The organism is Arthrobacter oryzae, assembly GCF_030812315.1.
GTDB lineage: Bacteria > Actinomycetota > Actinomycetes > Actinomycetales > Micrococcaceae > Arthrobacter > Arthrobacter oryzae_B.
In genome coordinates, this window is the sequence record NZ_JAUSSM010000005.1 from 113,612 (window position 1) to 138,135 (window position 24,524).

The 24,524-nt window shown below is 66.5% G+C and carries 19 protein-coding genes; 7 read left to right on the plus strand and 12 right to left on the minus strand.

Annotation, left to right across the window (positions count from 1 at the left end):
• Positions 1 to 147: 147 nt before the first annotated feature.
• The 3 genes from J2S97_RS11670 to nirB are packed head-to-tail and all read right to left on the minus strand — an operon-like array spanning position 148 to position 4,998.
• Complete coding sequence (locus J2S97_RS11670; RefSeq protein WP_307049534.1) at positions 148 to 1,320, minus strand: uroporphyrinogen-III synthase; 1,173 nt, start codon at positions 1,318 to 1,320, stop codon at positions 148 to 150.
• A 10-nt stretch (positions 1,321 to 1,330) separates the two neighbouring features.
• Positions 1,331 to 2,365, minus strand: coding sequence for a uroporphyrinogen-III C-methyltransferase (gene cobA, locus J2S97_RS11675; RefSeq protein WP_307049537.1), 1,035 nt, complete (start codon positions 2,363 to 2,365; stop codon positions 1,331 to 1,333).
• 2 nt (positions 2,366 to 2,367) lie between these two features.
• On the minus strand, positions 2,368 to 4,998 hold the full coding sequence (nirB, locus tag J2S97_RS11680; protein ID WP_307049539.1) for a nitrite reductase large subunit NirB: 2,631 nt from the start codon (positions 4,996 to 4,998) through the stop codon (positions 2,368 to 2,370).
• A 294-nt stretch (positions 4,999 to 5,292) separates the two neighbouring features.
• Here nirB and nirD point away from each other — a divergent pair, with 294 nt between their 5' ends.
• Positions 5,293 to 5,658: a nitrite reductase small subunit NirD gene (gene nirD, locus J2S97_RS11685; RefSeq protein WP_307049541.1), complete on the plus strand. Its 366-nt coding sequence runs from the start codon at positions 5,293 to 5,295 to the stop codon at positions 5,656 to 5,658.
• A 46-nt stretch (positions 5,659 to 5,704) separates the two neighbouring features.
• Here the strand turns inward: nirD and J2S97_RS11690 are convergent, their stop codons facing one another.
• Positions 5,705 to 7,447 (minus strand): phospho-sugar mutase, encoded by a 1,743-nt coding sequence (locus J2S97_RS11690; RefSeq protein ID WP_307049543.1) that lies wholly within the window; start codon positions 7,445 to 7,447, stop codon positions 5,705 to 5,707.
• 97 nt (positions 7,448 to 7,544) lie between these two features.
• Between J2S97_RS11690 and J2S97_RS11695 the strand changes: the two genes are divergently transcribed.
• A complete protein-coding gene (locus tag J2S97_RS11695) occupies positions 7,545 to 8,030 on the plus strand; it encodes an RrF2 family transcriptional regulator (protein ID WP_307049545.1) in 486 nt (161 codons plus the stop codon).
• Between the two features lie 53 nt (positions 8,031 to 8,083).
• Here the strand turns inward: J2S97_RS11695 and J2S97_RS11700 are convergent, their stop codons facing one another.
• Entirely contained in the window at positions 8,084 to 8,902 is an 819-nt protein-coding gene (locus tag J2S97_RS11700) for a purine-nucleoside phosphorylase (RefSeq protein WP_307049547.1), read from the minus strand.
• A 95-nt stretch (positions 8,903 to 8,997) separates the two neighbouring features.
• Here J2S97_RS11700 and J2S97_RS11705 point away from each other — a divergent pair, with 95 nt between their 5' ends.
• Positions 8,998 to 10,413 carry an NAD(P)H-quinone dehydrogenase gene (locus J2S97_RS11705; RefSeq protein WP_307049549.1) on the plus strand — a complete coding sequence of 472 codons (1,416 nt, stop codon included), beginning with the start codon at positions 8,998 to 9,000 and terminating at the stop codon, positions 10,411 to 10,413.
• Here the strand turns inward: J2S97_RS11705 and J2S97_RS11710 are convergent.
• Positions 10,360 to 11,040, minus strand: a complete 681-nt coding sequence (locus J2S97_RS11710) for a hypothetical protein (RefSeq protein WP_307049551.1) — start codon at positions 11,038 to 11,040, stop codon at positions 10,360 to 10,362. The two genes, J2S97_RS11705 and J2S97_RS11710, sit on opposite strands and share 54 nt — an antisense overlap.
• Before the next feature lie 168 nt (positions 11,041 to 11,208).
• Between J2S97_RS11710 and pnuC the strand changes: the two genes are divergently transcribed.
• The 3 genes from pnuC to J2S97_RS11725 are packed head-to-tail and all read left to right on the plus strand — an operon-like array spanning position 11,209 to position 13,725.
• Positions 11,209 to 11,874 carry a nicotinamide riboside transporter PnuC gene (pnuC, locus tag J2S97_RS11715; protein WP_307049553.1) on the plus strand — a complete coding sequence of 222 codons (666 nt, stop codon included), beginning with the start codon at positions 11,209 to 11,211 and terminating at the stop codon, positions 11,872 to 11,874.
• A gap of 1 nt (position 11,875) precedes the next feature.
• Positions 11,876 to 12,985 carry an AAA family ATPase gene (locus J2S97_RS11720; protein ID WP_307049555.1) on the plus strand — a complete coding sequence of 370 codons (1,110 nt, stop codon included), beginning with the start codon at positions 11,876 to 11,878 and terminating at the stop codon, positions 12,983 to 12,985.
• Complete coding sequence (locus tag J2S97_RS11725; RefSeq protein WP_307049557.1) at positions 12,982 to 13,725, plus strand: NUDIX hydrolase; 744 nt, start codon at positions 12,982 to 12,984, stop codon at positions 13,723 to 13,725. Before J2S97_RS11720 ends, J2S97_RS11725 begins: the two co-directional genes overlap by 4 nt.
• A 75-nt stretch (positions 13,726 to 13,800) precedes the next feature.
• Here J2S97_RS11725 and J2S97_RS11730 read toward each other — a convergent pair whose 3' ends face one another.
• Genes J2S97_RS11730 through J2S97_RS11740 form a run of 3 tightly spaced genes read right to left on the minus strand, consistent with a single transcriptional unit; the run spans position 13,801 to position 19,140 of the window.
• Positions 13,801 to 15,402, minus strand: coding sequence for an FAD-dependent oxidoreductase (locus tag J2S97_RS11730; RefSeq protein WP_307049559.1), 1,602 nt, complete (start codon positions 15,400 to 15,402; stop codon positions 13,801 to 13,803).
• Positions 15,399 to 17,663 carry a molybdopterin oxidoreductase family protein gene (locus J2S97_RS11735; RefSeq protein ID WP_307049561.1) on the minus strand — a complete coding sequence of 755 codons (2,265 nt, stop codon included), beginning with the start codon at positions 17,661 to 17,663 and terminating at the stop codon, positions 15,399 to 15,401. Before J2S97_RS11735 ends, J2S97_RS11730 begins: the two co-directional genes overlap by 4 nt.
• 1 nt (position 17,664) lies before the next feature.
• Positions 17,665 to 19,140 (minus strand): MFS transporter, encoded by a 1,476-nt coding sequence (locus tag J2S97_RS11740; protein ID WP_307049563.1) that lies wholly within the window; start codon positions 19,138 to 19,140, stop codon positions 17,665 to 17,667.
• A 268-nt stretch (positions 19,141 to 19,408) separates the two neighbouring features.
• Here J2S97_RS11740 and J2S97_RS11745 point away from each other — a divergent pair, with 268 nt between their 5' ends.
• A complete protein-coding gene (locus J2S97_RS11745) occupies positions 19,409 to 20,821 on the plus strand; it encodes an MFS transporter (RefSeq protein ID WP_307049565.1) in 1,413 nt (470 codons plus the stop codon).
• A 72-nt stretch (positions 20,822 to 20,893) separates the two neighbouring features.
• Here J2S97_RS11745 and J2S97_RS11750 read toward each other — a convergent pair whose 3' ends face one another.
• The 3 genes from J2S97_RS11750 to J2S97_RS11760 form a co-directional block, all read right to left on the minus strand.
• The gene (locus J2S97_RS11750) at positions 20,894 to 21,625 is read right to left on the minus strand and encodes a glutamine amidotransferase (RefSeq protein ID WP_307049567.1); all 732 of its coding nucleotides are present in this window, start codon (positions 21,623 to 21,625) and stop codon (positions 20,894 to 20,896) included.
• A 93-nt stretch (positions 21,626 to 21,718) separates the two neighbouring features.
• Positions 21,719 to 23,572, minus strand: coding sequence for an acetyl/propionyl/methylcrotonyl-CoA carboxylase subunit alpha (locus tag J2S97_RS11755; protein WP_373460548.1), 1,854 nt, complete (start codon positions 23,570 to 23,572; stop codon positions 21,719 to 21,721).
• A gap of 124 nt (positions 23,573 to 23,696) precedes the next feature.
• A complete protein-coding gene (locus J2S97_RS11760; protein WP_307049569.1) occupies positions 23,697 to 24,386 on the minus strand; it encodes a Maf family protein in 690 nt (229 codons plus the stop codon).
• Positions 24,387 to 24,524 lie beyond the last annotated feature (138 nt).

Consider the following 24,524-nt stretch of genomic DNA (forward strand, 5'->3'; position numbering starts at 1 on the left):
GCTGACTCGCCGAACGCCCCTGCGGCAGCGCACCTGGAGGGTGCGGAAGCGGCAGCGGGGCGGTCACACGCAAACCATAGCGACATGTTCCCACTGCGGACCGGGTCTGTCCACGGACACCGGGCAGCCGGCGCCGGCAGGGAACCGCTAGACGCGGATCCGGTACCCGCGCTTAACGACGGTTTCCACCATCCGGCCGTCCGGAAGGGAGGAGCGCAGCCGGCTGACGGTCATGTCCAGTGCGTGCACCGAGCCGCGCAGTTCCAGCAGGTCGGAGAGTGATTCCCGGGACAGGACGGCACCCTCGGCACCCAGGAGGGCGCGCAGCAGCAGGAGCGGTGCCGGAGCCATTTCGACAGGTTCCCCGTCGATCCGCAGTGACCGTCCGCGCAGTTCCACGTTGCCGGACCGGGTGTCCAGGCGGCGCACGTGGTTCAGGGCAAGGTGTTCGCAGACGAGCCGGATGAGGGCACCCATCCGGAAGCGTTCCGGAACGAGCGGTGACAGCCCGGCGTCGAGCAGCGGCTGTGCCGTGATGGGACCGACGACGGCGGTGGTGACCGTGGTCTTGAGGGCTTCGACGAGCTGCTTGTAGAGGCCCATTTCGTGGGCGGTGCTCCACATGGCGTCGACGGCCGGCGCGCTGGTAAAGGTCAGGACGTCCAGGTTCCCGCTGCAGGCGGCCTCGATCAGCCGCGGCAGCTTGTCCTCGCCGTCGGGCTTGACCCAGCGGTAGGGCGTAACGGTGAGGACGGTGGCGCCGGACATCTTCAGGCGCTCAAGCTGGCGGACGTCCGTGTAGCCGTGCAGCTGAATGGCCACGGTCTTGCCGCGGACGCCTTCCTTCAGCAGCATGTCCACCAGGGTGGCGGTGGTTTCGTCGCTGCTGATCCCGACGTCGGCGAGTCCGGCAGCACGGACGGCGCCGCGGGCTTTGGGCCCGCGGACAAACATCCGGCATGCCGCGAGGGTCTCCAGCAGTTCATCGCCGATACCGGACGCGTCGGCCGCCTCGCACCAGCGGCGCATGCCGTAGGCGGTGGTGGCGATGCAGAGGTCGGGCCGGGCGGCGATGATGGCCTTGGTGTCGTCGATGAGCCGCATGTCCTCCTGCACCGGCGCGATCTTGAGGGCGGGCGCATGCAGCACCTCGGCTCCGCGCCGTTCCAAAGCCTCGATCAGGTCCTGGGAACGCCGGTGCGACGTGACGCCGATCCGGAAGCCCTCCAAGGGCGAATCGGGGGCGTCGGCAGCCGGAGAGTCCTGCGGGCCGGACGCCGGGGGCACGGATGCGGCGGCAATAGTGTTCATGGCGCTCATGGTGTTACTTTCACGATCCCATCAGTGACGCTGCGAGGCGGTTGAGATCGGCCGCCGCCTCAGCGTGCCCGCGGTTGGCTTCAGCCACCCGCACCACCTCGCCGATGACCAGCACTGCCGGGTTAGTGCAATCGGCGGCCGCTGTGACAATCGTACCCAGTTGGGCGATGGTGGTGCGCTGGCCGGGGCGGTAGCCGCGTTCGATGACGGCCATCGGCATGTTTGCCTTCATGCCGGCGCGGCGGAGGCCTGCAGCCAGGTGGTGCAGGGTTCCGATGCCCATGAGGACCACAATGGTGCCGCCCAGTCCGGCGAGGTGGGTGAGTTCCTTCTCGGTCAGCGGCGCGTGGCCGGAGACCACGGTGAACATGTGGCTGACCTCACGGTGTGTGACCGGGATTCCTGCCGCTGCAGGGACCGAGATGGCGCTGGTGACACCGGAAATGACCTTGACGGGTACGCCGGCAGCCACGCAGGCTGCAACCTCTTCGCCGCCGCGGCCGAACACGTAGGGGTCGCCGCCCTTGAGGCGCACCACGTTGTTGCCGGCTAGCGCGCTCTGCACCATGAGCTTCTCGATGTCGCCCTGGCTGACCTTGTGGTGGCCGGGCTGCTTGCCCACATCCACCAGCTCGGCCGAGGTCAGGGACGGCAGGTCCTGGTAGGGGGCCAGCCTGTCGTAGAAGACGACGTCCGCATCGCGCAGGGCCTTCACAGCCGCCACGGTCAGCAGCTCGCTGACGCCTGGGCCGCCGCCCACGAGGGTCACGTGGCCCACTGGTCCGGCTGACGGTTCCATTGAAACGGGGATGCCGGTTTCGCGGCACCGGTCCAGCAGCGCATCCCAGCCGGGCTGGCCGTCGTCGACGGCAGCCACGAGGAACGGGCGCTCGGGCAGCGGCCCGTCATGGCTCGCGCCCTGCGGGGTGCTGAGCCGGGACACGACGGCGCCGGCGGCCTGGTAGCGGCGGACCGCCTGCCTGGCGGCGTGGTCTCCGCCGGTGACCAGGACTTCACGGCCGGTGAGATCAATGCTGAGCTGCATGCCTATACCTCGTTCTCGTCGCGGGGCCTCATCGGGATGGAAGACCCGATCAGGACCTTCCCTTTTTCCTCGGGGGTGGCCGGACGCATCTGGCCGCGCTCGTCGGAGACGAACGTGATGGAGTCGTCCTTCTGGTCGGGAGCGTTGACGAAGGAGCGGAACCGGCGCAGGCGCTCGGGATCCTTCAGGGTGTCGGCCCATTCGTCGACGTACGTGTCAACGTGCTTGGCCATGGCTGCCTCGAGGTCCTCGGCGATGCCCAGGGTGTCCTTGACCACCACGTCCTCAACGTGCTTGATGCCGCCGTCAAGCTCTTCCTGCCAGCGCGCCGTGCGCTGCAGGCGGTCAGCGGTGCGGATGTAGTACATGAAGTAGCGGTCGATGTACTTGATCAGCGTCTCGTCGTCGAGGTCCTTGGCCAGGAGCTGGGCGTGGGCCGGGGTTGCACCGCCGTTGCCGCCGACGTAGAGGTTCCAGCCGTCGGCGGTGGCGATCACGCCAACATCCTTGCCGCGTGCCTCGGCACATTCGCGGGCACAGCCGGAGACGCCCATCTTGAGCTTGTGCGGGCTGCGGAGGCCGCGGTAGCGGAGCTCGAGCTGGATGGCCATCGCCACCGAGTCCTGGACACCAAAGCGGCACCAGGTGGACCCGACACACGATTTCACCGTGCGGAGGCTCTTGCCGTATGCCTGGCCGGATTCGAAGCCGGCATCGACCAGTTCCTTCCAGATTTCCGGAAGCTCCTCCAGCCGGGCACCGAACATGTCGATGCGCTGGCCGCCGGTGATCTTGGTGTACAGGTTGTACTTCTCGGCCACGGCGGCAATGACGCCGAGCTTCTTCGGGGTGATCTCACCGCCGGCGATGCGGGGGACCACCGAGTAGGTGCCGTCCTTCTGCATGTTGGCGAGGGCACGGTCGTTGGTGTCCTGCAGGGTGCCGCGGCCGGCGTCCAGGACGTACGCGCTGTTCTGGCTGGCCAGGATGTTGGCGATGGTCGGCTTGCAGATGTCGCAGCCTGCGCCGGTGCCGTACTTGGCCATGACCTCCTCGAAGGAGGTGAGTTCCAGGACGCGGATGGTCTCGAAGAGTTCCTGGCGGGACAGCTCGATGTGCTCGCAGAGTGCCTTCGAAACTTCGACGCCGGACTTGGTCAGTTCGGTTTCGAGCAGCTTCTTGAGCATCGGCACGCAGGAACCGCAACTGGTTCCGGCGCGGGTGCAGCCTTTCAGTTCGCCGAGTTCCTGGACGGGAGCGTTGCCGTCGCAGGCCCCGCAGCCGTTGACGGTGTCGCGGATGGTTCCGGCAGACACGTTGTTGCAGGAACACAGGATGGCGTCGTCCGGGAGTTCGGTGTCCGGGGCGTCGCCGCCGCCGGCCGCGGTGAGGTACGCGCCGGGTTCGGCGCTGAGCTCACGGCCCAGGAGCGGGCGCAGGCTGGTGTAGGGGGTGGCGTCGCCCACGAAGATGCCGCCCAGGAGGGTCTTGGCATCGTCCGTGGTGACAATCTTCTGGTACACGCCGCGGGCCGGGTCGGCGTAGACGATTTCGAGGGCGTGCTCGGTCTTGGCGAACGCGTCACCGAAGCTGGCAACGTCCACACCGGACAGCTTGAGCTTGGTGGCGGTGTCGAAGCCCGGGAAGGTGGCCTCTCCACCATGGAGGCGGTCAGCGACGATCTCCGCCATGGTGTTGGCGGGGGCGACCAGGCCCAGGCACATGCCGCCGAAGTTGGCGACTTCACCGATGGCCCAAATTCCGTCGACCTCGGTGGCGCAGTAGTCGTTGATCACGACGCCGCCGCGCTGGCCCAGCGAGAAGATCTGCTCCTCGCCCTCGGCTGCGCGGAAGAGTTCGTCGCGCGGCCGGACACCGATCGCGACGATTACAAGGTCAGCGTCGATGATGCGGCCGTCAGCCATGAGGACACCGGTGACCTGGCCGTCGTCGTCGGACAGTACTTCTGAAGGGAATACGCCGCCGTGGACTTCGAAGCCCTTGCCCTTGATGAGCCGGCCCATTGCCTGGCCCGCGCCTTCATCCAGCTGTGTGGCCATCAGCCACTGCGAACCGTCGATGACGATCGGGTTGGCGCCCAGCTGCTCCGTGCCGGCTGCGGACTCGAGCCCGAGGAGGCCGCCGCCGATAGTGACGGCGTTGACCTTGCGGCCGAGCTTCTCGGTGAGTTCGGCAATGGCCTTGTTGATGGCCCAGACGTCCTCGAGCGTGCGGTAGACGTGTGTGTGCTCGGCGCCCGGGATCGGCAGGCGGGCGGCATTCGAACCCGTGGCAACGACGAGGTGGTCGTATTCGAAGACGTTGCCGGCCGCGGTCTCCACGGACTTGGCTTCGTGGTTGATTTTGACGACGCGCTCGCCGGTCTTCAGGGACATGGCTTCGTGGTCCCACATGCTCGCCTCACCGAGGGTGAGGTCGTAGTCCATGACGGTCAAGGCCTTGCTGAGGGCCACGCGGTCGTAGGGGAGGTGGGCTTCCTCAGTGAGGACCGTGACATGCCAGCCTTCGAGGCCGCGGGCATGCATTGCGTCCGCAAAACGGTGGGCCGCCGGGCCGCCGCCGGCGACGACGATGCGGCGCGGAGTCTCTGTGCTTGAAGTCTGTTCGGTCACTGTGGGCCTTTCGCATGGGCAGCAGACGGTTTTCTGCGACCTTCTCTGACGAGGTGTCCATCCAGACTAGGTACCCGCAGTTTCGCTTCAGTTTCCCTTATGTTTCGTGAACTTAACTTCTGCATCACGAATGGATTTCCGGACAGGTGAGTTGCCTTTTACGTCCCGGACACATTCACTGCACGCTGCTGAAACACCGCCGCCCTAGCTTGGATATGTGGCCGCGTCGGCGGTCCGGGCCTGGCAGCCGTTCTAAAGTGCGCCGGGCCGCAGGCAATGCGAGAGGGGCCGGAAATGACCGCAACACTTGAACTTGATGACCAGACCACCGGATTTGCGACGGGCTGGAACCGCGTCTGTGCCGTGGAGGAACTGGAACTGGCATGGGGTGAGGCTGCACTGATAGCAGGCCGCCAGGTTGCGTTGTTCCGCACCGGCACTGCCGAGGTGTTCGCCGTGGCCCAGGAGGATCCCGCCACCGGTGCCCACGTGATGGCCCGCGGCATCGTCGGATCGCGCGGAGCCCGCCCGACCATTGCCTCCCCGCTCCACAAGGAGGTCTACGACCTGGAAACCGGTGAGTGCTTTGGCACCGCCGAACTCCGCCTCCCCACGTTCCGCACCCGTATGGTTGACGGCTACGTCGAGGTTGAGCTCTAGGCCAAAACACCCGGGGTTAAAGCCCGCGCGGCTAAAACCCGCGGGGCTAAAGCCCCAGCGCCTCCCGCACGTCTCCCAGCACGCCGTCGAGCGCTGCCCGGGCCGCCTGCCGCGCCTCGGGCAGCTCCGCGGCTGAACCCACGCTCCGGATGACTTCGAGGTAGCACTTGAGCTTCGGTTCGGTGCCGCTGGGGCGGATGATCACCCTGCTCAGGTCCTTCGTCAGGTAGAGCAGGCCGTCCGTCGGCGGCAGGTTTTCACTGCCTACGGCCAGGTCCCGGAACGCTTCGACGGCCGAGCCGCCGAAGGATTCCGGCGGGCTGACCCGGAGCCGGTTCATCATGGCATCCAGCAGGCCCAGGTCCGCCACGCGGATACTTAGCTGGTCGCTGGCGTGCAGCCCGTGCACCAGGTACAGCTCATCGAGCGTATCGAAAATCGTTTTGCCGTCCGCTTTGGCCGCGGCCGCCAGTTCCGCGATCAGCACGGCGGCGGAAATACCGTCCTTGTCCCGGACCAGTTCCGGGGCCACACAGTATCCCAGCGCTTCCTCGTAGCCGTAGAGCAGGCCGGGAACGCGGGAGATCCACTTGAACCCGGTCAGCGTTTCCTCATGGGAGTACCCGGCCGCAGCGGCGATCCGTGCCAGCAGGCGCGAGGAAACAATCGAATTCGCGAAGACACCCTCGGTGCTGCTGTCCCCGCCCGCGGCGAGCCTGGCCACAACGTGCGCACCCAGCAACGCACCCACTTCGTCCCCGCGCAGCATTCGCCAGGCCCCCGTGTCCGGATCCTTGGCTGCAACGGCGGCGCGGTCGGCGTCGGGGTCGTTGGCCAGCACAATGTCAGCGTCCTCGCGGGCCGCTGTTTCCAGCGCCAGGTCCAGTGCGCCAGGTTCCTCCGGATTGGGAAAATTCACCGTGGGGAAGTCCGGGTCCGGCAGGGCCTGTTCGGACACCAGGGTGACGTCGGCAAAGCCTGCAGCCTTCAGCACGGCCACCGCGGTGTCGCCGCCCACGCCGTGCATGGGGGTCAGGACAATCTTCAGGTCGCGGGCCGGGAACCTATCGGGAAGCGCCAGGGCGGCCACCGCGGCCTGATATCCGGCGGTGATGGACGGCTCAAGAACGGTCCAGCCCGAGGGGGCAAGGGCGATGGATTCCAGAGCACCGACCCCATCGATCTCTGCTGCAATCCGGGCATCGTATGGTGCCACGATTTGCGCCCCGCGCCCGCTTTCCTCGACCGCATGACGGCCGAGGTACACCTTGTAGCCGTTGTCCTGCGGCGGGTTGTGGCTGGCCGTCACCATCACGCCGCCGTCGCAGTCCAGCGCCCGGACAGCGTAGGCGACCAGCGGCGTCGGGAGCGCCTGCGGCATCAGGAAGGTTTCGATTCCCGCAGCCGTGAAGATCGCGGTCGTCTCCTCGGCGAAAATATCGGAGTTGTAGCGGGCATCAAAGCCGACGACGGCGCGGGGCCTGGTGCCCGGCGAGGCCTCCGCGACAGCGGCGGTCAGGAATGCGGCGAAACCGGCGGCTGCCCGCCGCACCACGACGCGGTTCATCCGGTTGGGTCCGGGGCCGAGTTCCGCGCGGAGGCCGGCGGTACCGAACTGCAGCGTTCCGCTGAAGCTGTCTTCGAGTTCCTGGCGGGCAGAGGGAACCCCGTCCTGCGTGAGCTGGATGAGTTCTGTCAAAGCGGCGGCAGTGGCGGGATCCGGGTCCTGGGCGGCCCAGTTACGGGCGTCGCTCAGCAGCTGCGGAAATCCGGCATCGGAAGACGTCATAGGAACAAGCTATCGTCTAACCGTCACTATCCGCTGCCCGACAAGCACCGGAGGGAATCCTTGACAGTAAATTTTCTGGACACGTAATGTCTGAAAAATGAAGATGGGCCAGGGGGTTGAGTGGGCGCTGCACTGCTGCGTCAACATGTCCTGGGCGCCCGCCGGGGAGGCGGTGAACAGCGCGCGGCTGGCGGAGCTGTACCAGTTGCCCGCCGCCTACTTGAACAAGCAACTGCAGGCTCTGGTCCGGGCCGGCATCCTGTCCTCCGTGTCCGGACCCCGCGGCGGCTTCCAGTTGGCTCAGCCTGCGGAAAAGATCACCGTGCTGGACGTTGTCCTGGCTATTGAGGGTCAGGAGCCGGCCTTTCGCTGCGAGTCCATCCTCGCGAAGGCGCCGGGGGCGGATCCCGCCGAAGACTACCTCCGCAGCTGCCTGGTGTCCCAGACCATGCGGCAGGCCGAGCTTGCCTGGCGGCAGACGCTGTCCCGGCAGACCGTCGCCGGCATCGCCGCCAACGTTGAACGGAAGTTTCCCGGATCCCGCAAAGACACGCTGCGCCGGCTGATGCCCGCCAGGTTTTAAGCGGACCCGGCGGGTAGTGCACCGGCTGCCCCACGCACCGGCTGAACCAGCTGTCAGAGCTTGACGATGATTTCCGCGAGCAGCTTGGAGATGCGCGGGCCGGCGGAGTGTCCGGCTTCCAGCACTTCCTCATGGCTCAACGGCACCGGGCTGATGCCGGCGGCGAGGTTGGTCACCAGGGAGATGCCGAAAACCTCCATGCCTGCATGACGTGCGGCGATGGCTTCGAGGGCTGTGGACATGCCCACCAGGTCGGCACCGATCCGCTTGGCGTACTGCACCTCCGCCGGCGTTTCGTAGTGCGGGCCGGTGAACTGCGCGTAGACGCCCTCGTCGAGGGAGGGGTCGACTTCGCGGGCCAGTCCACGGATCCGTGCGGAGTACAGATCTGTCAGGTCAACAAAGGTTGCGCCCTCCAGCGGGGACGTGGCGGTGAGGTTGATGTGATCTTTGATGAGCACGGGAGTGCCGGGCGTCCAGCTCTCATTGAGGCCGCCGCAGCCGTTCGTGACCACCAGGGTCCTGCAGCCTGCAGCTGCGGCCGTGCGGACTCCGTGCACCACGGCGCGGACGCCTTTGCCTTCGTAATAGTGCGTCCGGGCACCTAGCACCAGCGCGCGTTTGCCTTCCTTGGTCAGGACGGAGCGGATGGTGCCGACGTGGCCTTCCACCGCCGGGGCGGAGAAACCGGGGACCTCGTCAGCGGACAGCGTTGCGGTGGTCTCGCCGATCAGGTCCGCGGCGTCGCCCCAGCCTGAGCCGAGCACCAGCGCGACGTCGTGGCGGTCCACGCCCGTCTCCTCGGCGATGTAGTCGGCGGCTGCGCGGGCGGCATCAAAAGGGTCCGTGTTCAGGAATTCTGTATTACTCACTGGTACAAGCTATCGTGCCTGCGGTGCGCTGCCCAGCAGTGGCGCAGCTCCCTTTTCTTGGTGTGCGGCGGCGGATGGGTAGAGAATGGATCTTTGTGACTACGCATCCGGATTTCAGCTCACCTCGCATCGCAATTCTCGGCGGAGGGCCCGGTGGCTATGAAGCCGCCATGGTGGCCGCCTCCCTGGGGGCGCAAGTCACCATCATCGAACGGGCCGGCCTCGGCGGCTCCGCGGTGCTCACCGACGTCGTACCTTCCAAGACCCTCATCGCGACGGCGGACCTGATGACCCGCGTCGGTGAGGCGGGGGAGCTGGGCGTGAAGTTCGACGTCGACGGCGGCGATTTCGCGCCGGTGATGCGCGCTGACCTGAAGCACATCAACGACCGCCTGCTCGGCCTGGCACGGAAACAATCCGAGGACATCAGGGGCGGACTGGAGCATCAGGGCGTGCGCATCCTGATCGGCTCCGGCAGGCTGCTGGACAACCACACCATCGAAGTCCTCACCGTTGACGGCACGGAGACAGTCGAAGCGGACACCATCCTTCTCGCCGTCGGCGCCCATCCCCGCGAACTTCCCACCGCGCGGCCGGACGGCGACCGGATCCTCAACTGGGCGCAGATCTACAACATGGACGAGCTTCCGGAGGAGCTCATCGTGGTGGGTTCCGGCGTCACCGGCGCGGAATTTGCCTCCGCCTACAACGGCCTGGGCTCCAAGGTCACACTGATCTCCAGCCGCGACCGCGTGCTGCCGGGCTCGGACACCGACGCCGCCGAGGTCCTGGAAGGCGTCTTCGAACGCCGCGGCGTGAAGGTGCTTTCCCGCTCCCGCGCCGAAACGGTGGAACGGACGGACGACGGCGTCGTGGTCACCCTGGGCGACGGCTCCAAGGTGACCGGCAGCCACTGCCTGGTCTGTGTCGGTTCCATCCCCAACACGGCAGGCATCGGCTTGGAGGAAGCAGGCGTTGCGGTCACCGAGAGCGGCCACATCAAGGTGGACGGCGTCTCGCGCACCACCGCCCCCAACATCTACGCCGCCGGTGACTGCACCGGCGTCCTGGCTCTCGCATCGGTCGCGGCCATGCAGGGCCGCATCGCCGTGGCCCACTTCCTGGGCGACGCCGTCATGCCGATCAAGCTGCACCAGGTGGCCTCCAACATCTTCACCTCACCGGAGATTGCATCCGTGGGTGTGTCCGAAGCGGAAATTGATTCGGGCAAATACCAGGGCGACGTGGTGAAGCTGTCGCTGCGCAGCAACGCTCGCGCCAAGATGCGCAACCACCGTGATGGATTCGTCAAAATCTTCGCCCGCAAGGGTTCCGGCACGGTGATCGGCGGCGTTGTAGTGGGCCCGAACGCCTCCGAGCTGATTTTCGCGATCTCCATCGCCGTCACCCAAAAGCTTCACGTCGACGACGTCGCCAGCACCTTCACGGTGTACCCGTCACTCAGCGGTTCCATCTCTGAAGCGGCCAGGCGCCTGCACGTCCACATGTAGCACCGGAGGTTGAGCTGAGGCCGCACTCCGGGTCACCCGGGCGGCCACCAGATACAACAGCCCGGTGATCAGCGGCACCACGCTTACGGCAGAGAGGGCCACCACTCCGGCGAGGCTCCCCAGTGCCGAGAACGCGACAGGGCCGACGCCGAGGGCCAGCAGCAGCCAGCCCGCGGCGGATGTCCGCTTCAGGCCCAGGACGGCTGCCGGGAAGGCCAGCACCAGGACAGCCACCGCCCGGACGGGCCCGTTCGCGTTCTCAAACGCACGCCACGACGCCGAATCGACGGCGAACCAGACGCCCGCCGCGATGAGCAAACCGGTCAGCACGGTCAGGGCAGGGGCAGCCCACGCGGGACGAAGCCAGGCAAGTACCGCGAGTGCGGCCATCGGCAGGGCCCAGGACACGATCAGCATGACTCCTTCCGTGCCGCCTGGATCAGCCAGGGCATAGCCGCTGATGAACAGGCCGGCAACGGCGGTGAAGGCCGTCATGATCGCGGCCGCCGTCCAGACGAGCGCGCGGGCCCGGAAGGAACGGTCCGGCTGCCGCAGTGAGACGATGGCCATCACCGCGGCAGCCAGGGTGAGTGCGGCCGCAGCCAGGAATATGGTGACAGCAAACATCGCGGCCCTCCTCCGGATCCAGGGACCGTACGTCCCATGACACCCCAGCAGCTCGGGTCGGGCAAGGGGCCAAAGTCCTGCCGGGGAACGCCCCGCAGTTATTGTCAGACTGATAAAAATGGTGGTAGGTTTTTATTATCAGTTTGATAATAAAAAGGGGAAAGCGACATGAACCACTTGATTGCCTGGATGAACTCGGCAGCCTTCACACTCTTTGACAGCCCTGTCAGCTGGATCGAAGTCATCGGCTTCGCGACCGGCGCGGCCTGTGTCTACGGCGTCGCCCGGCAGAAACTGTGGAACTGGCCCGTCGGTATCCTGAACAACATTTGCTTCATCCTCCTGTTCCTGGGTGCAGGTCTCTACGGTGAGACTCTTCTCCAGCTGATTTTCGCGGCCGTTGCTCTTTACGGCTGGTACAACTGGCTCCGCGGTAATGCCGGGACGGCAGGAAGGAACGACCTTCCCATCCGGGATGCCTCGCGGAAGGAGATCCTCACTGGCCTTGGGATTACCGCCATCGGCACCGCCGCCGTCGCCATGGTCCTCACTCACGGCACCGACTCCCAGGTGCCTTGGCCGGACGCTTTCGTCCTGACTGCCTCCCTGGTGGCAACCTACGGCCAGGCAAAGAAGATTTTCCAGCACTGGCACGTGTGGATCCTCATCGATGTGGTCTCCGTTCCGCTGTACTTCAGCCGCGGGCTGACGCTGACTGCCTTCCTGTACGTTGGATTCCTGTTCCTCTGCGTCTACGGGCTCATCGACTGGAAACGCACCCGTACAGCCGGGGCGCCCGATGCCTTCCCGGCAACCGTTACCGCAGGAGCCTGACATGTACAAGAACGCCATGGTCATCGGAAAGTTCTACCCGCCCCATGCCGGACATGCCCACCTCATCGCGACGGCAGCTGCACAGGCGGAGCGGGTTTCGGTCCTGGTCCTGGGCAGCAGGTTCGAATCCGTGGACGTCGCGGAGCGGACGCGGTGGCTCGAGGAAGAATTCTCCGGCGACGCCGGGGTACAGATCATCGGCATGCGAAATGATTGCCCCGAGGACTACGCGTCCGACGAGATCTGGAAGGCCCAGAGCGAGCTAATGCGCCTTGCGCTGAAGACGCACGGCGTAGCTGCCATTGACGCTGTCTTCAGCTCCGAGGACTACGGATCCCGCCTGGCTGTCGCCTTCGATGCGGAACACATCCTGGTGGACCCGGCGCGGTCCACATACCCGGTCAGCGGGACGTTATGCCGTGACGACCTCACGGCTGCCTGGCCCAGCATCATCGCCCCTGCCCGGCTGCAGATGTGCACCCGCATCATCGTCGTCGGTGCCGAATCAACCGGCACAACAACCTTGGCAAGGGCACTTACCGATTACTACCGGCCCCGATTCCCGAGCATCGCCGAGGTACCCGAATTCGGCCGGCAGTACACCTACGAGAAGTTCGACGCCCTGCGCGCCAACCAACCGGACGCAAGGCTGGAGGACATGGTCTGGACCGCGGCTGATTTCGGAGTCATCGGCAACCGACAGAACGGGATGGAGAACGCCGCCGCCGATACCTGTCCGCTCGTCATTGCGGACACCGACGCCCTGGCCACAACGCTCTGGGAACGCTACTATCTGGGCGAACGCAGCTTTGGCTCCTTTGCCGCCGCTGCCCGCCTGCCCCGTCGCGACCTTTATCTGCTCACCGATCACGAGGGCGTTGAGTTCGAAGACGACGGCTGGCGCGAGGGCGAACACCGCCGATCCGAGATGACCGAATGGTTCAAGGAGACCCTCACTGAGGAAGGGCACTCGTGGATCCTGCTCACGGGGGACCCGGACCGGCGGATGCGCACCGCCATTGAAGTCATTGATGCGATCCTGGCCCAGCGGCACTGTTTCACCTCACCGCCGTGGGCCACCCGCACCGTCCTGGAAGGGGCAGCGGTATGAGCAGGACCCCGAAGGGCGAGCAGGAATACCTCAACGCCTACACGCCAAAGGATTACCCGTCCGTTGCCCTGACGGTGGACTTGGTGGTTCTCGCGGTCGCGGCGGGAGTGCTGCACTCAGCCCTTGTCCGCCGCGGTGTCCACCCGTTCATGGGCGGACTGGCCCTGCCCGGTGGGTTCGTCGGTCCACGCGAGTCGGCAGAGCAGGCGGCCTTCCGTGAACTGGAAGAGGAAACGGGCTTGGATCTGGGCCGGTTGCCCGTGCATGTAGAGCAGCTGGCCACCTACAGCGACCCGGACCGCGATCCGCGCATTCGGGTGGTCTCCGTTGCCCATTTGGCCCTGCTGGCCACTGACGGCCAGACCCTGCCTGCATTGTCGGCCGGGTCAGACGCGGCGGCCGCCGGGTGGCACCCCGTCCACGCGGTGGTGGATAGCCCGATGGCGTTCGACCATTCCTCAATCCTCCGCGATGGCCTGGAACGGCTTTCGGGGAAGTTGGAATACACCACAGTTGCCGCCCGGCTTGTGCCGGAAGAGTTCACCATGACGCAGCTTCGCACCGTCTATGAGGCGACCTGGAACACGCGCCTCGCAGCAGGAAATTTCACCCGCAAGATGCTGCCCCACCTGCACGACACCGGGCGGAAGTCCAAAGCGGCAGCCGGGGCGCCGGCGTCGCTTTTTACGGCCACGGAACGCCACATCCACCCGCCCATGAACAGGCCGGCGACCGACTAGGCGGCGGGCCCGGGAACGGCTGAGCGGCCAGGGCCCGGGTTGCATTGAATTTGCCGGGCCCAGCGTCACATCAGGTTAGGCGGCCGCTGCCGCCTGGAAGTGTTTTTCGATGATGTCCTTGATGTCGGAGTGGCAGCCGCCGCAGCCGGTGCCCGCGCGGGTGGCGCCGGACACCTCGGCCACCGTGGAGCAGCCGTCAACAACGGCGTCCTGGATCTTCGTGCCGGAGACACCGGCGCACCGGCACACGGTGCGCTCGGGGTCGCTGTTGCCGGGGGCGGCCAGCTGGTCCGGTCCGTCCAGGCGCAGCAGCAGCGACCTGTCGGCGGGCAGCTCGTCGCCACGCTCGAAAAGGGAGACGAGCTCCGCGGCCGTTCGCGGCATGCCCACGGCCACGAGGCCTTCCAGGACGCCGCCCCGCGTGGTCATCTTGACGTAGCGCCCGTGTTCCGGATCTGCCCACTGCGCAATCTGCAGCCGCGGGCGCCCGTTGACGGCACCGGCGGTGAGCACTTCTTCATCCCACGGTTCCGCTGCGTTGTCGCCGGCCACTGCCATGTTCATGCCGCGGGCCTTGAGGACGATGACGCCCGGTTTCTCCGTGGGCAGCTCAGGCAGGGACTCGGCAGCGTCCACGGAATCGCCTTCGTGCGAACCCCCGCCGGCGCTGTCAACGGTTTCCCCGGCGAGGAGCGTCAGGTACTCCGCCAGCCACTCCGCCTGGCGCCAGCCCGGGCCCACCAAACCGGACGGACCGCGTGCTGCCCGGCAATCGCTGCAGGAGGGATCGGGGCAGCGGACCTCGGCGCAGTCGCCGATCGCGAAGATGTGCGGCTCGTGGTGTGCCCGCAGCTTGTGGTCCACCAGGATGCCCGTGGCAGTGGACAGGCCGCAGCCCTCGGCGAGCTCCACGCGCGGACGGACGCCGCAGGACAGCACCAGCAGGTCGCCGTCGATCGCCGAACCGTCATCGAGCAGCAGGGCGGAGAAACCGCCGTCGGGAGCATTGTGTTCGACCCCCGTGGAGCGCGCGTTGCCGGCCATGCGGACGCCGCAGTTGCGCATGCTGGCGGCGAGCACCGCGCCGCCGCCGCGGTCGATGTTCCGGCCCAGCGGATGCGGGCCGTTGTGGACCACGGTCACCGTGGCGCCTTCCTCGGCTGCGGCCAGGGCCGTTTCGAGTCCAAGGACGCCGCCGCCCAGCACCACCACGCGCTTGCCGCCGGAGACGGCCTGGAGGAGAACTTCGGCGTCGCGCAGGTCACGCAACGCGGTCACGCCGGCGGGCAGGACGGGGTGGGCCGGGTCCGGGTTGAGGCCGGTCAGATTGGGGATCACGGGACGCGAACCGGTGGCGAACACCAGACGGTCGTAGTGCGGCGTTGTGCCGTCGGTGAGGACCACCTGCTGGCGGGCCCGGTCCACCCGGCGGACGCGGACGCCGAGCCGGACGTCCACGCCGTCGGCGATCAACGCGGCGGCGTCGGACAGCGCCAGCGCTGAAGCCGTCGTCCGCCCCACGCCGACGTCGGCCACCAGCACGCGGTTGTACGCGGCGTCGTCTTCCTCGCCGATCACTGTGAGGCGGGCGAGTCCGCTGCGCACTGCGGGCAGCAGCTCATCGATCAGCCGCGCGGCGACCGGACCAAAGCCAACAATTACAATCTGCTCACTCATGAGGCCTCCGATGTCTGAAGAACGCTGTGCTGAAGTCCTTTTGCGGCCACCCGCACCCACACCTTGTTGAATTTGAACTCGGGCATCCCGGAAATGGGGTCGGTGGCGGCCTCCGTCAGGCGGTTGGCGCTCTCGAGCTCCGGGAAGTGGAACGGCAGGAAGACCGTCTCGGGCCGGATCGCCGTGCTGAGCTCGGCCCGGCAGACCACCTCGCCGCGCTCGTTGGCCACTGAGACGAACGAACCGTCGGTGACGCCCATGGACGCAGCGGCCGCTGGGTGGATCTGCAGCTTCGCCTCCGGCTGCGAAGCCAGCAGCTCGGACACGCGGCGGGTCTGCGACCCGGACTGGTAGTGCTCCAGCAGGCGGCCGGTGATGAGCGTCATGGACTTGGCGCCCTGGTTTGCAATGTCCCGGCTGATATCCCGGGCGGGGGGTGCGGGAGTACGACGGCGGCGCGGCGCCACCGGGGTCATGACCGCCTTGCCGTCGGCGTGGGCAAACCCGTCGAGGAAGAGCCGCGGCGTGCCGCTGCTGCCCACGGGGTACGGCCAGTAGGCCGCTTCGCCGCGGTCCAGCATGGCGTAGTCGATGCCGGAGTAGTCAGCCAGGCCGCCGGCGGAGGCCAGGCGCAGTTCCTCGAAGACCGTCTCGGGATCCTCGCTGTAGGTTGACGGAGCCTCGAGGGCTTCCGCGAGCCGCGCCATGATCCAGAGTTCGCTGCGGGCGCCGGCCGGCGGCTGGAGGGCGCGGCGGCGGCGCAGGACACGTCCCTCGAGGTTGGTCAGCGTGCCCTCCTCCTCAGCCCACTGGAGCACCGGCAAAATGAGGTCGGCCTCGGCCGCTGTCTCTGAGACGAAGAAATCGCAGACCACCAGGAAGTCCAGGCTTCGGAGCCCGTCAATGACGGCATTGGCATCGGGGGAGGCCACCGCGATGTTCGAGGCATGCACGAAGAGGCAGCGGACGCCGTCGGGCTGTCCGAGGGATTTCAGGAGCTGGACGGCGGGGAGACCGGGGCCGGGAATCAGGGATTCCGGCACGCCCCACACCTTCGCCATGTGCGCGCGGGCGGCGGGGTCCGTGATTTTGCGGTAGCCGGGGAGCTGATCGGCCTTCTGGCCGTGCTCGCGGCCGCCCTGGCCGTTGCCCTGGCCGGTGAGCGTGCCGTAGCCGCTGCGTGCAGAGCCGGGCAGCCCGAGCAGCAGGCTCAGGTTGATGGCGGCGGTGGCGGTGTCCGTTCCGTCCACATGCTGCTCCACGCCGCGGCCCGTCAGGATGTAGCTTCCGCCCTGGGTGGCGCCGTGGGCAAGCCGGCGGGCCGTCTCGCGGATCAGGTCCGCGGGTACGCCGGTCAGGGACTGGACGCGTTCGGGCCAGAAGGCGTTGACGCTGCGGGCCAGGGCTTCGAAGCCGCTGGTGCGCGCCTGGATGAATTCGGTGTCTGCAAGGCCTTCGTGGATGACCACGTGCGACAGACCGAGGAGGAGGGTGAGGTCGGTGCCCGGCAGGGGCTGGAGGTGCAGGCCGCCGCCGTCGGACGTGAACGCGGCCGTGGCGGAGCGGCGCGGATCCACCACTATCAGCCCGCCGGCGTCGCGCGCTCCCTGGAGGTGCTGCACGAAGGGCGGCATCGTCTCGGCGACGTTGGAGCCGAGCATCAGGATGGTGCTGGCTCCGTCGAGGTCTTCCAGCGGAAACGGCAGGCCGCGGTCGACGCCGAAGGCCCTCATGCCTGCGGCGGCTGCGGAGGACATGCAGAACCGGCCGTTGTAGTCGATCCGGGACGTGCCCAGGGCCAGGCGGGCGAACTTGCCCAGCATGTAGGCCTTCTCATTGGTGAGGCCGCCGCCACCGAATACGCCGACGGCGTCCTTCCCGTAGCGGGCGCGGGTGTCCTTGACTGCCGCCGTGATGAGCTTCAGGGCATCATCCCAGCTGACGGGGCGGTGGACGCCGTCGGAGCCCTTCAGCATGGGCTCGGTGACGCGTCCGGGGTGGCTCAGCAGCGAGGCGGACGTCCAGCCCTTGCGGCACAGTCCGCCGCGGTTGGTGGGGAAGTCACGCCCGGAAACTTCCAGGACGGGCGCAGTTGCCGGGCCGCCGGCAGCTGCAGCTGCGGCGGAAACGTTTGGAGCGGATGGAGCCGGCACGGGGTCTGACCCCGGCTGGACAGCCGGGGTCAGAGCCGCTGGAGACTTCAGCGTCATGGCGCACTGCAAGGCGCAGTAGGGGCAGTGCGTATCGGCGCTTTTGGTCATGTTAGACGTGTCCCATCGCATTTCGGTTGGCGTTGCGGATGTAGCAGGCCCAGCAGACCACCAGCATCAGGACGTATGCCCCGACGAAGCCGTAGAAAGCGGGAGTGTAGGAGCCGCTGGCCGTGTTGGAAGCGTTCAGCATCTGCGGGATAACGAACCCGCCGTAGGCGCCGATGGCCGAGATCAGTCCGAGGGCAGAGGAGGCCAGGCGCTGGGTTTGCACCGAGCTGGCGCCCTTGCGTGCTGCACGGCTGTTGGTGGCGAAGATGACCGGGATCATCCTGTACGTGGCGCCGTTTCCGAAGCCACTGGCCGTGAAGAGCATCAGGAACAGGACCAGGAAGAGCCAGAAGTTCTTCAGAGGAAGGGTCCAGATCATGGTGAGCGTAATGACTGCCATGGAGGCGAAAGCGGCAACGGTCATGCGGGCGCCGCCCATCCGGTCCGCCATGCGTCCGCCGTAGGGGCGGGCCAGCGAGCCGACCAGCGGGCCGAGGAACGCCAGGGACAGGGCCACCGTGCCCACTCCGATGGAGGAGAAAGCCGGGAAGTAGTCCTTGATGAGCTTGGGGAACACACCGGCGAAGCCGATGAAGGAACCGAAGGTGCCGATGTACAGCAGTGCCATGATCCACAGGTGCGGTTCCTTGAGCGCTGCGATCGAGCCGGCCACGTCACCCTTGGCGCTGGTGAGGTTGTCCATGTATTTGTAGGCGCCGAAGGCGGCGATCAGGATGAAGGGGACCCACATCCAGCCGGCCAGGGGCAGGTTGACGGTGCCAACGGCGAGGAGGGTGATCACGATCGGAACAGCGAGCTGTGCGACGGCGGCACCCATGTTGCCGCCGGCGGCGTTCAGGCCCAGGGCCCAGCCCTTTTCACGGGCCGGGTAGAAGAACGTGATGTTGGCCATGGAGCTGGCGAAGTTTCCGCCGCCGAAGCCTGCAAGGGCCGCCACCAGCAGCATGACACCGAACGGGGTTTCAGGGTTGGAGACGCAGAGACCCAGGCCGATGGAGGGAATGAGGAGCAGCAGCGCGGACACGATGGTCCAGTTCCGGCCGCCGAACTTCGGGACCATGAACGTGTAGGGGATGCGGAGTGTGGCACCCACCAGGCTGGGCATGGAGATCAGCCAGAAGATTTCAGAGGTGGAGAACGTAAAGCCGGCCGCGGGGAGCTGGACCACCACGATGGACCACAGCTGCCAGACGACAAAGCCGAGGAATTCGGCGAAGATGGACCAGTTCAGGTTGCGCCGGGCGATGGAACGGCCCTGGGATTCCCACTGCTCCTTGTTCTCGGCATCCCAGTTGGCGATCCAGCGGCCGGGACGGACTTCAAGGGCGGGGGCGTCAGTGGTGCGGGTAGTGCCGGGCTGTCCGCTGGACGAAGTGGCAACACTTCCGTGCCAAGGCTCGGAGCCAGTCTCAGGGGAATTGCCGGCTCCGGCATCTGCGTTGCGGTCAACAGTCACGGTTTACCTCCTTTGGGGTTTGTTGTCCTTCCAAGGTAGAGACGGCGCGTTTCGTGAAGCGTCGCCGTTTGTTAACGTGCTGTGAAGTTTGCCTATCGTGACCTTTGTGACGGCGTGAGGCGCCGTTAGTGAGACAATTTCAAAAGTCCGGATGATGGACGCCTTTGTCCAGTCGATGGACTACCGGAACTATTATTGAGACCTATGTATCCGTTAGCCGGGCAGCCTTGTGGGGATGAACGCCCGGTTCTCACGAAAGTGTTACTACATGTCATCCACTGCCACTTCACCGCAACCGGGGTCAGCCAAGCAGGTTAACTCGCGCGGGCGCGTGATCGTCGCCAGCCTGATCGGCACTACTGTGGAGTTCTACGACTTCTATGTCTACGCCACGGCCGCCGTACTGGTGTTCCCCAGGCTATTCTTCCCGGGACAGAATGAAACCACCCAGCTGCTGAGCTCCTTCGCAGTGTTTGGCGTCGCGTTCATTGCCCGTCCGCTGGGGTCCATCGTCTTCGGCCACTTCGGGGACAAATTCGGCCGCAAGGGCACCCTGGTGGCCTCGCTGCTGACCATGGGCATTGCCACGTTCCTGATTGGTTGCCTTCCTACAGCGCTCGTTCCGGGCTGGGGCTTCTGGGCCCCTGCCCTCCTGGTGGTCATGCGCTTCGCCCAGGGCCTCGCGCTCGGCGGCGAATGGAGCGGCGCGGCCCTCCTGGCCACGGAGAACGCCCCCGCCAACAAGCGGGCTATCTATGGGACGTTCCCGCAGCTCGGAGCGCCCATCGGCTTCATCATTGCCAACGTGATCTTCCTGGTGGCCAGCTACGTCCTTTCCCCGGCCGCCTTCGAAGCGTGGGGCTGGCGCGTACCGTTCCTGCTGAGCGCCGTCATGGTGATCATTGGCCTGTACGTCCGCCTCAAGCTCATTGAAACGCCGGCGTTCACCAAGGTGCTCGAATCCAACGAAGTGGCCAAGCTGCCGCTTGCCCGGGTCTTCAAGACGAGCTCCCGCCCGCTCATCCTGGGCACGTTCATCATGCTTGCTACGTACGTGCTCTTCTACCTGATGACCACGTTCACGCTGACCTACGGCACGCGCCCGGCCAGCCTGGACGCCGCCAAGGCAGCTGCGGAGAAGGCGGGCAAGCCCATGACCGAGGCAGCCGCCGCGGCGTTCGTTCCAGGACTGGGCTTCACCCGCAACGACTTCCTCTGGATGCTGATCGCCGGCGTCGTGTTCTTCGGAATCTTCACCCTCGTCTCCGGTCCGCTGGCGGAGAAGTACGGCCGCCGCAAGATGCTGCTGGCCGTGACCGGTGGAATCTTTGTCTTCGGCCTGCTGTTCGTCCCGCTGTTCAGCGGCGGCTTCGTGGGCACCATGGCACTGCTGGTCATCGGCTTCTCCCTGATGGGGCTCACCTTCGGGCCGATGGGTGCGTTGCTGCCGGAACTGTTTCCGACCAACGTCCGTTACACCGGCTCTGCTGTCAGCTACAACGTGTCCAGCATCCTGGGTGCGGCTGTGGCGCCGTTCATCGCCGTCGCCCTCTGGGAACAGGCTGACGGCAGCCCGGTCCTCGTGGGCATTTACTTGACCGTCATGGCGGTCCTGACCCTGGTTGCGCTGTTCCTGAGCAAGGAAACGCGGGACCTGGACTACGAGAACAACGTCGCCTGACCCGTTTCGCCTTTCACAACAAATGCCCGGCACTCCTTCACGGAGGTGCCGGGCATTTGTTGTATCCGGCGGCTACCGCGCGTAGCGCTCCACGAAATTGCCCAGGATCTTCATTGGTTCAGTCGCGGTGAACTGCCGCGCGTTCTCCATCAGGATTTCGGCCGATTCCGGCGGGAAGTAGCCGGCATGGCGGTAGATGTCGATCCTGGTGACCAGCCCGTCCGCGTCGAGCTCCGGGTGGAACTGGGTGGCGTACAGGTTGGTCCTGATCCGGAACATGTGAACCGGGCAGGCTGCTGAGCTGGCCAGGAGCACGGCGTGGGAGGGGAGGACGGTGCAGGCTTCCTTGTGGCCGGTGAAGGCCGTGAAGCTCTCCGGCAGCCCGCGAAGGACAGGATCCTGCAGGCCTTCGGCGGTCAGCTTGATGGTGGTGCCGCCCAGCCCCTCGCCGTAGGTCCGGTCGATCACCGCGCCCTGGTGCAGGCCCAGCGTGCCGACCCCGTAGCAGGCTCCGAGGAACGGGAAATCGGCGGGCACAATGCGGTCCAGCAGCAGGGCCAGCTCACGCTCCACCCGGTGCTGGGCTGCGCTTTTGTGGTCCGCCGGGTCGCTGGACGTGAAGGGGCTGCCGCCGACGATCACCCCTGAGTAGTCGGAGAGATCCAGCTCGGGCAGGGGTGCGGCTTCCATCCGGATGCGCCGCAGCTGCGCGGGTTCGAGCCCGCCATAGCGCAGGTAGGCCTCGTATTCTTCCTCGGCGGCCTTGTCCTCAGCGCGCGATGCAAGCAGTAGAAATGGCTTCACACGCTAAGTCTGCATGTAGCCGCCCCCGGGCGCCATGGGCGCGCCGGGGGCGGTGGGCAATGCTGTGCTGCGGCGGGGGAACCTCCGCGGGGATCAGTCCTCGATCGTCGCGATCACTGCACCGGCGGAAACCGTTGCCCCGGCGACGGCAGCGAGGCCCGTGATGGTGCCCGCCCGGTGCGCCGTGAGTGGCTGCTCCATCTTCATCGCCTCGAGCACGACGACGAGATCACCTTCGGCAACAACGGCGCCTTCGGCGACGGCCACCTTGACGATGGTGCCTTGCATGGGTGAGGTGAGCGCGTTGCCGCCGCCGGCAGCAGCCGCCCCGCCGGAACGGGAGCGCTTCTTCGCCTTGGCCGGCTTGGCGGAACCGCCTCCGGTGTTGAATGAGCCGAGCGATGCCGGCAGCACCACCTCCAGGCGTTTGCCGCCCACCTCGACGACGACGCGCTGGCGATCGCCGGCGTCGGACGTTTCAACGTCGGTGCCGGTGGGGGTCCAGGCGGGAATGTCGTTGACGAACGCCGTTTCGATCCAGCGGGTGTGGACTTTAAACGGCCCCTCGGCGGGGGCGAAGTCGGGATTGGTGACGACGGCGAGGTCGAAGGGGATGACGGTGGGGATGCCCTCCACCACCATCTCCTCCAGGGCGCGGCGGGAGCGCTGCAATGCCTGCTCACGGGTTGCGCCGGTGACGATCAGCTTGGAGAGCATCGAGTCGAAGTTGCCGCTGATGACGTCGCCCTGCTCCACCCCGGAGTCGATCCTGACTCCGGGGCCGGTGGGGTTTTTCAGCGTGGTGATGGTGCCGGGAGCCGGCATGAAGTTGCGGCCCGGGTCTTCACCGGTGATGCGGAACTCGATCGAGTGTCCGCGCACCTCGGGATCGTCGTAGCCCAGCTTCTCGCCGCGGGCCAGCCGGAACTGTTCGCGGACGAGGTCGATTCCGGTGACTTCCTCGGAGACGCAGTGCTCCACCTGGAGGCGGGTGTTGACCTCGAGGAAGGAGATGGTGCCGTCCTGGCCCACCAGGAATTCGCACGTTCCCGCGCCGAGGTAGCCTGCCTCTTTAAGGATGGCCTTGGAGGACTCGTAAAGGCGCCGGTTCTGCTCTTCGGTGAGGAACGGCGCAGGCGCCTCCTCCACGAGCTTCTGGTTGCGCCGCTGCAGTGAGCAGTCTCGGGTGGAAACCACCACGACGTTGCCGTAGGCGTCGGCGAGGCACTGGGTTTCGACGTGCCGGGGTGCGTCCAGGAATCGCTCGATGAAGCATTCACCGCGGCCAAAGGCAGCGACAGCCTCACGGACTGCGGATTCGAAGAGTTCGGGGATTTCTTCACGGGTGCGGGCTACCTTGATGCCGCGGCCGCCGCCGCCGAAGGCAGCCTTGATGGCCACGGGAAGGCCGAACTTGTCCACGAATTCGAGGATCTCTTCGGCGGACTCCACCGGATCGGCGGTGCCGGGGACCTGCGGTGCACCCACCTTTTCAGCGATGTGACGTGCCTGGACCTTGTCACCGAGGGCGGAGATCGCCTCCGGGGAGGGTCCGATCCAGGTGATGCCGGCCCCGATGACCATGGCCGCGAACTGTGCGTTTTCAGCCAGGAAGCCGTAGCCGGGGTGGATGGCGTCCGCGCCGCACTGGTGGGCCACCTCGATGAGCTTTTCCATGACCAGGTAGGACTCGGCGGCGGTGTTGCCACCAAGCGCGTAGGCTTCGTCCGCCAGGCGCACGTGCAGGGCATCGCGGTCCGGGTCGGCGTAGACGGCCACCGATGTGATGCCTTCGTCGCGGGCGGCGCGGATGATGCGCACGGCGATTTCACCGCGGTTGGCGATCAGGACTTTGCTCAGCCGCTTGGAGCTCGTCAGGGCGGCTCCTGCGTGGCTTGGGGCGGCGGACTGCTCTGGACTTGCGGACTGCTCCGAATTTGCTGACAAGGCGTCTCCTTCTTTCCTTCAGGGAGCCTAGCGCGATTTTGAGGGTTCCGCCGATATTACTTGCGGATTCCGCGCGTAAAGCTCCTAACCTTTGTAGGGAAGCTACAAAGAGTTGCGAATTGGTTCACTCAGCCCGGACTTCCGCGGGGTCAACGGCACCACCGGTCCATAGCTCTGTGATGCCCACCTGCGCCTGGCCCAGCAGGCCGCGGAGGGTGGATATGGAGAGTCCGACGACGGTGTGGGGGTCGCCGTCGACCTTACGGATGAAGGCCCCGCCGTAGCCGTCGATCGTGAAGGAGCCGGCGCACTGGAGCGGCTCACCTGTGGCGATGTAGGCCTCGATCTCCTCGCTGCTCATCTCCATGAAGTGGACCTCGGCGGACGTCACGGAGCCCAGCGTCGCGCCGGAACCGGCGCCCGTGCCGTCGCTGTTCTCCGACGAGTCGGGATTGGTGTCGCGGCAGTCCACCAGCCAGTGGCCGGTGTGCAGCACGCCCATCCTGCCGCTCATGCGCAGCATCCGTTCCCTTGCCACCTCCGCCGTGTACGGCTTTCCGTGCGCCTCGCCGTCGAACTCGAAGACGGAATCGCAGCCGAGTACCAGGGCTCCTTCCGCGTCGGGCAGCGAGGCGACGGCCTCGGCCTTGGCGCGTGCCAGCAGCAGGGCGGTGTCGTGCGGGTCCGTCACGCCGTAGCGGGCCTGGACGGCGTCTTCGTCCACGTCGGAGACCAGGATCTCGTGCCGGATGCCGGCGTGGCTCAGCAGTTTGGTGCGGGCGGGGGACTGGGAAGCAAGAATGAGGCGGGTCACCGCTCCAGCCTAGTTCCCTTCTGCGCGGTTGGCGGTGGGCCTTATTGTCGTAGGTCGCTGGGTCTCGTCGCCCGGGCGGCAGTGTGCCCAGACCGGTCCGGGAGAGTCCATAAAATGTCATAGCCCGGAGGGACTCGA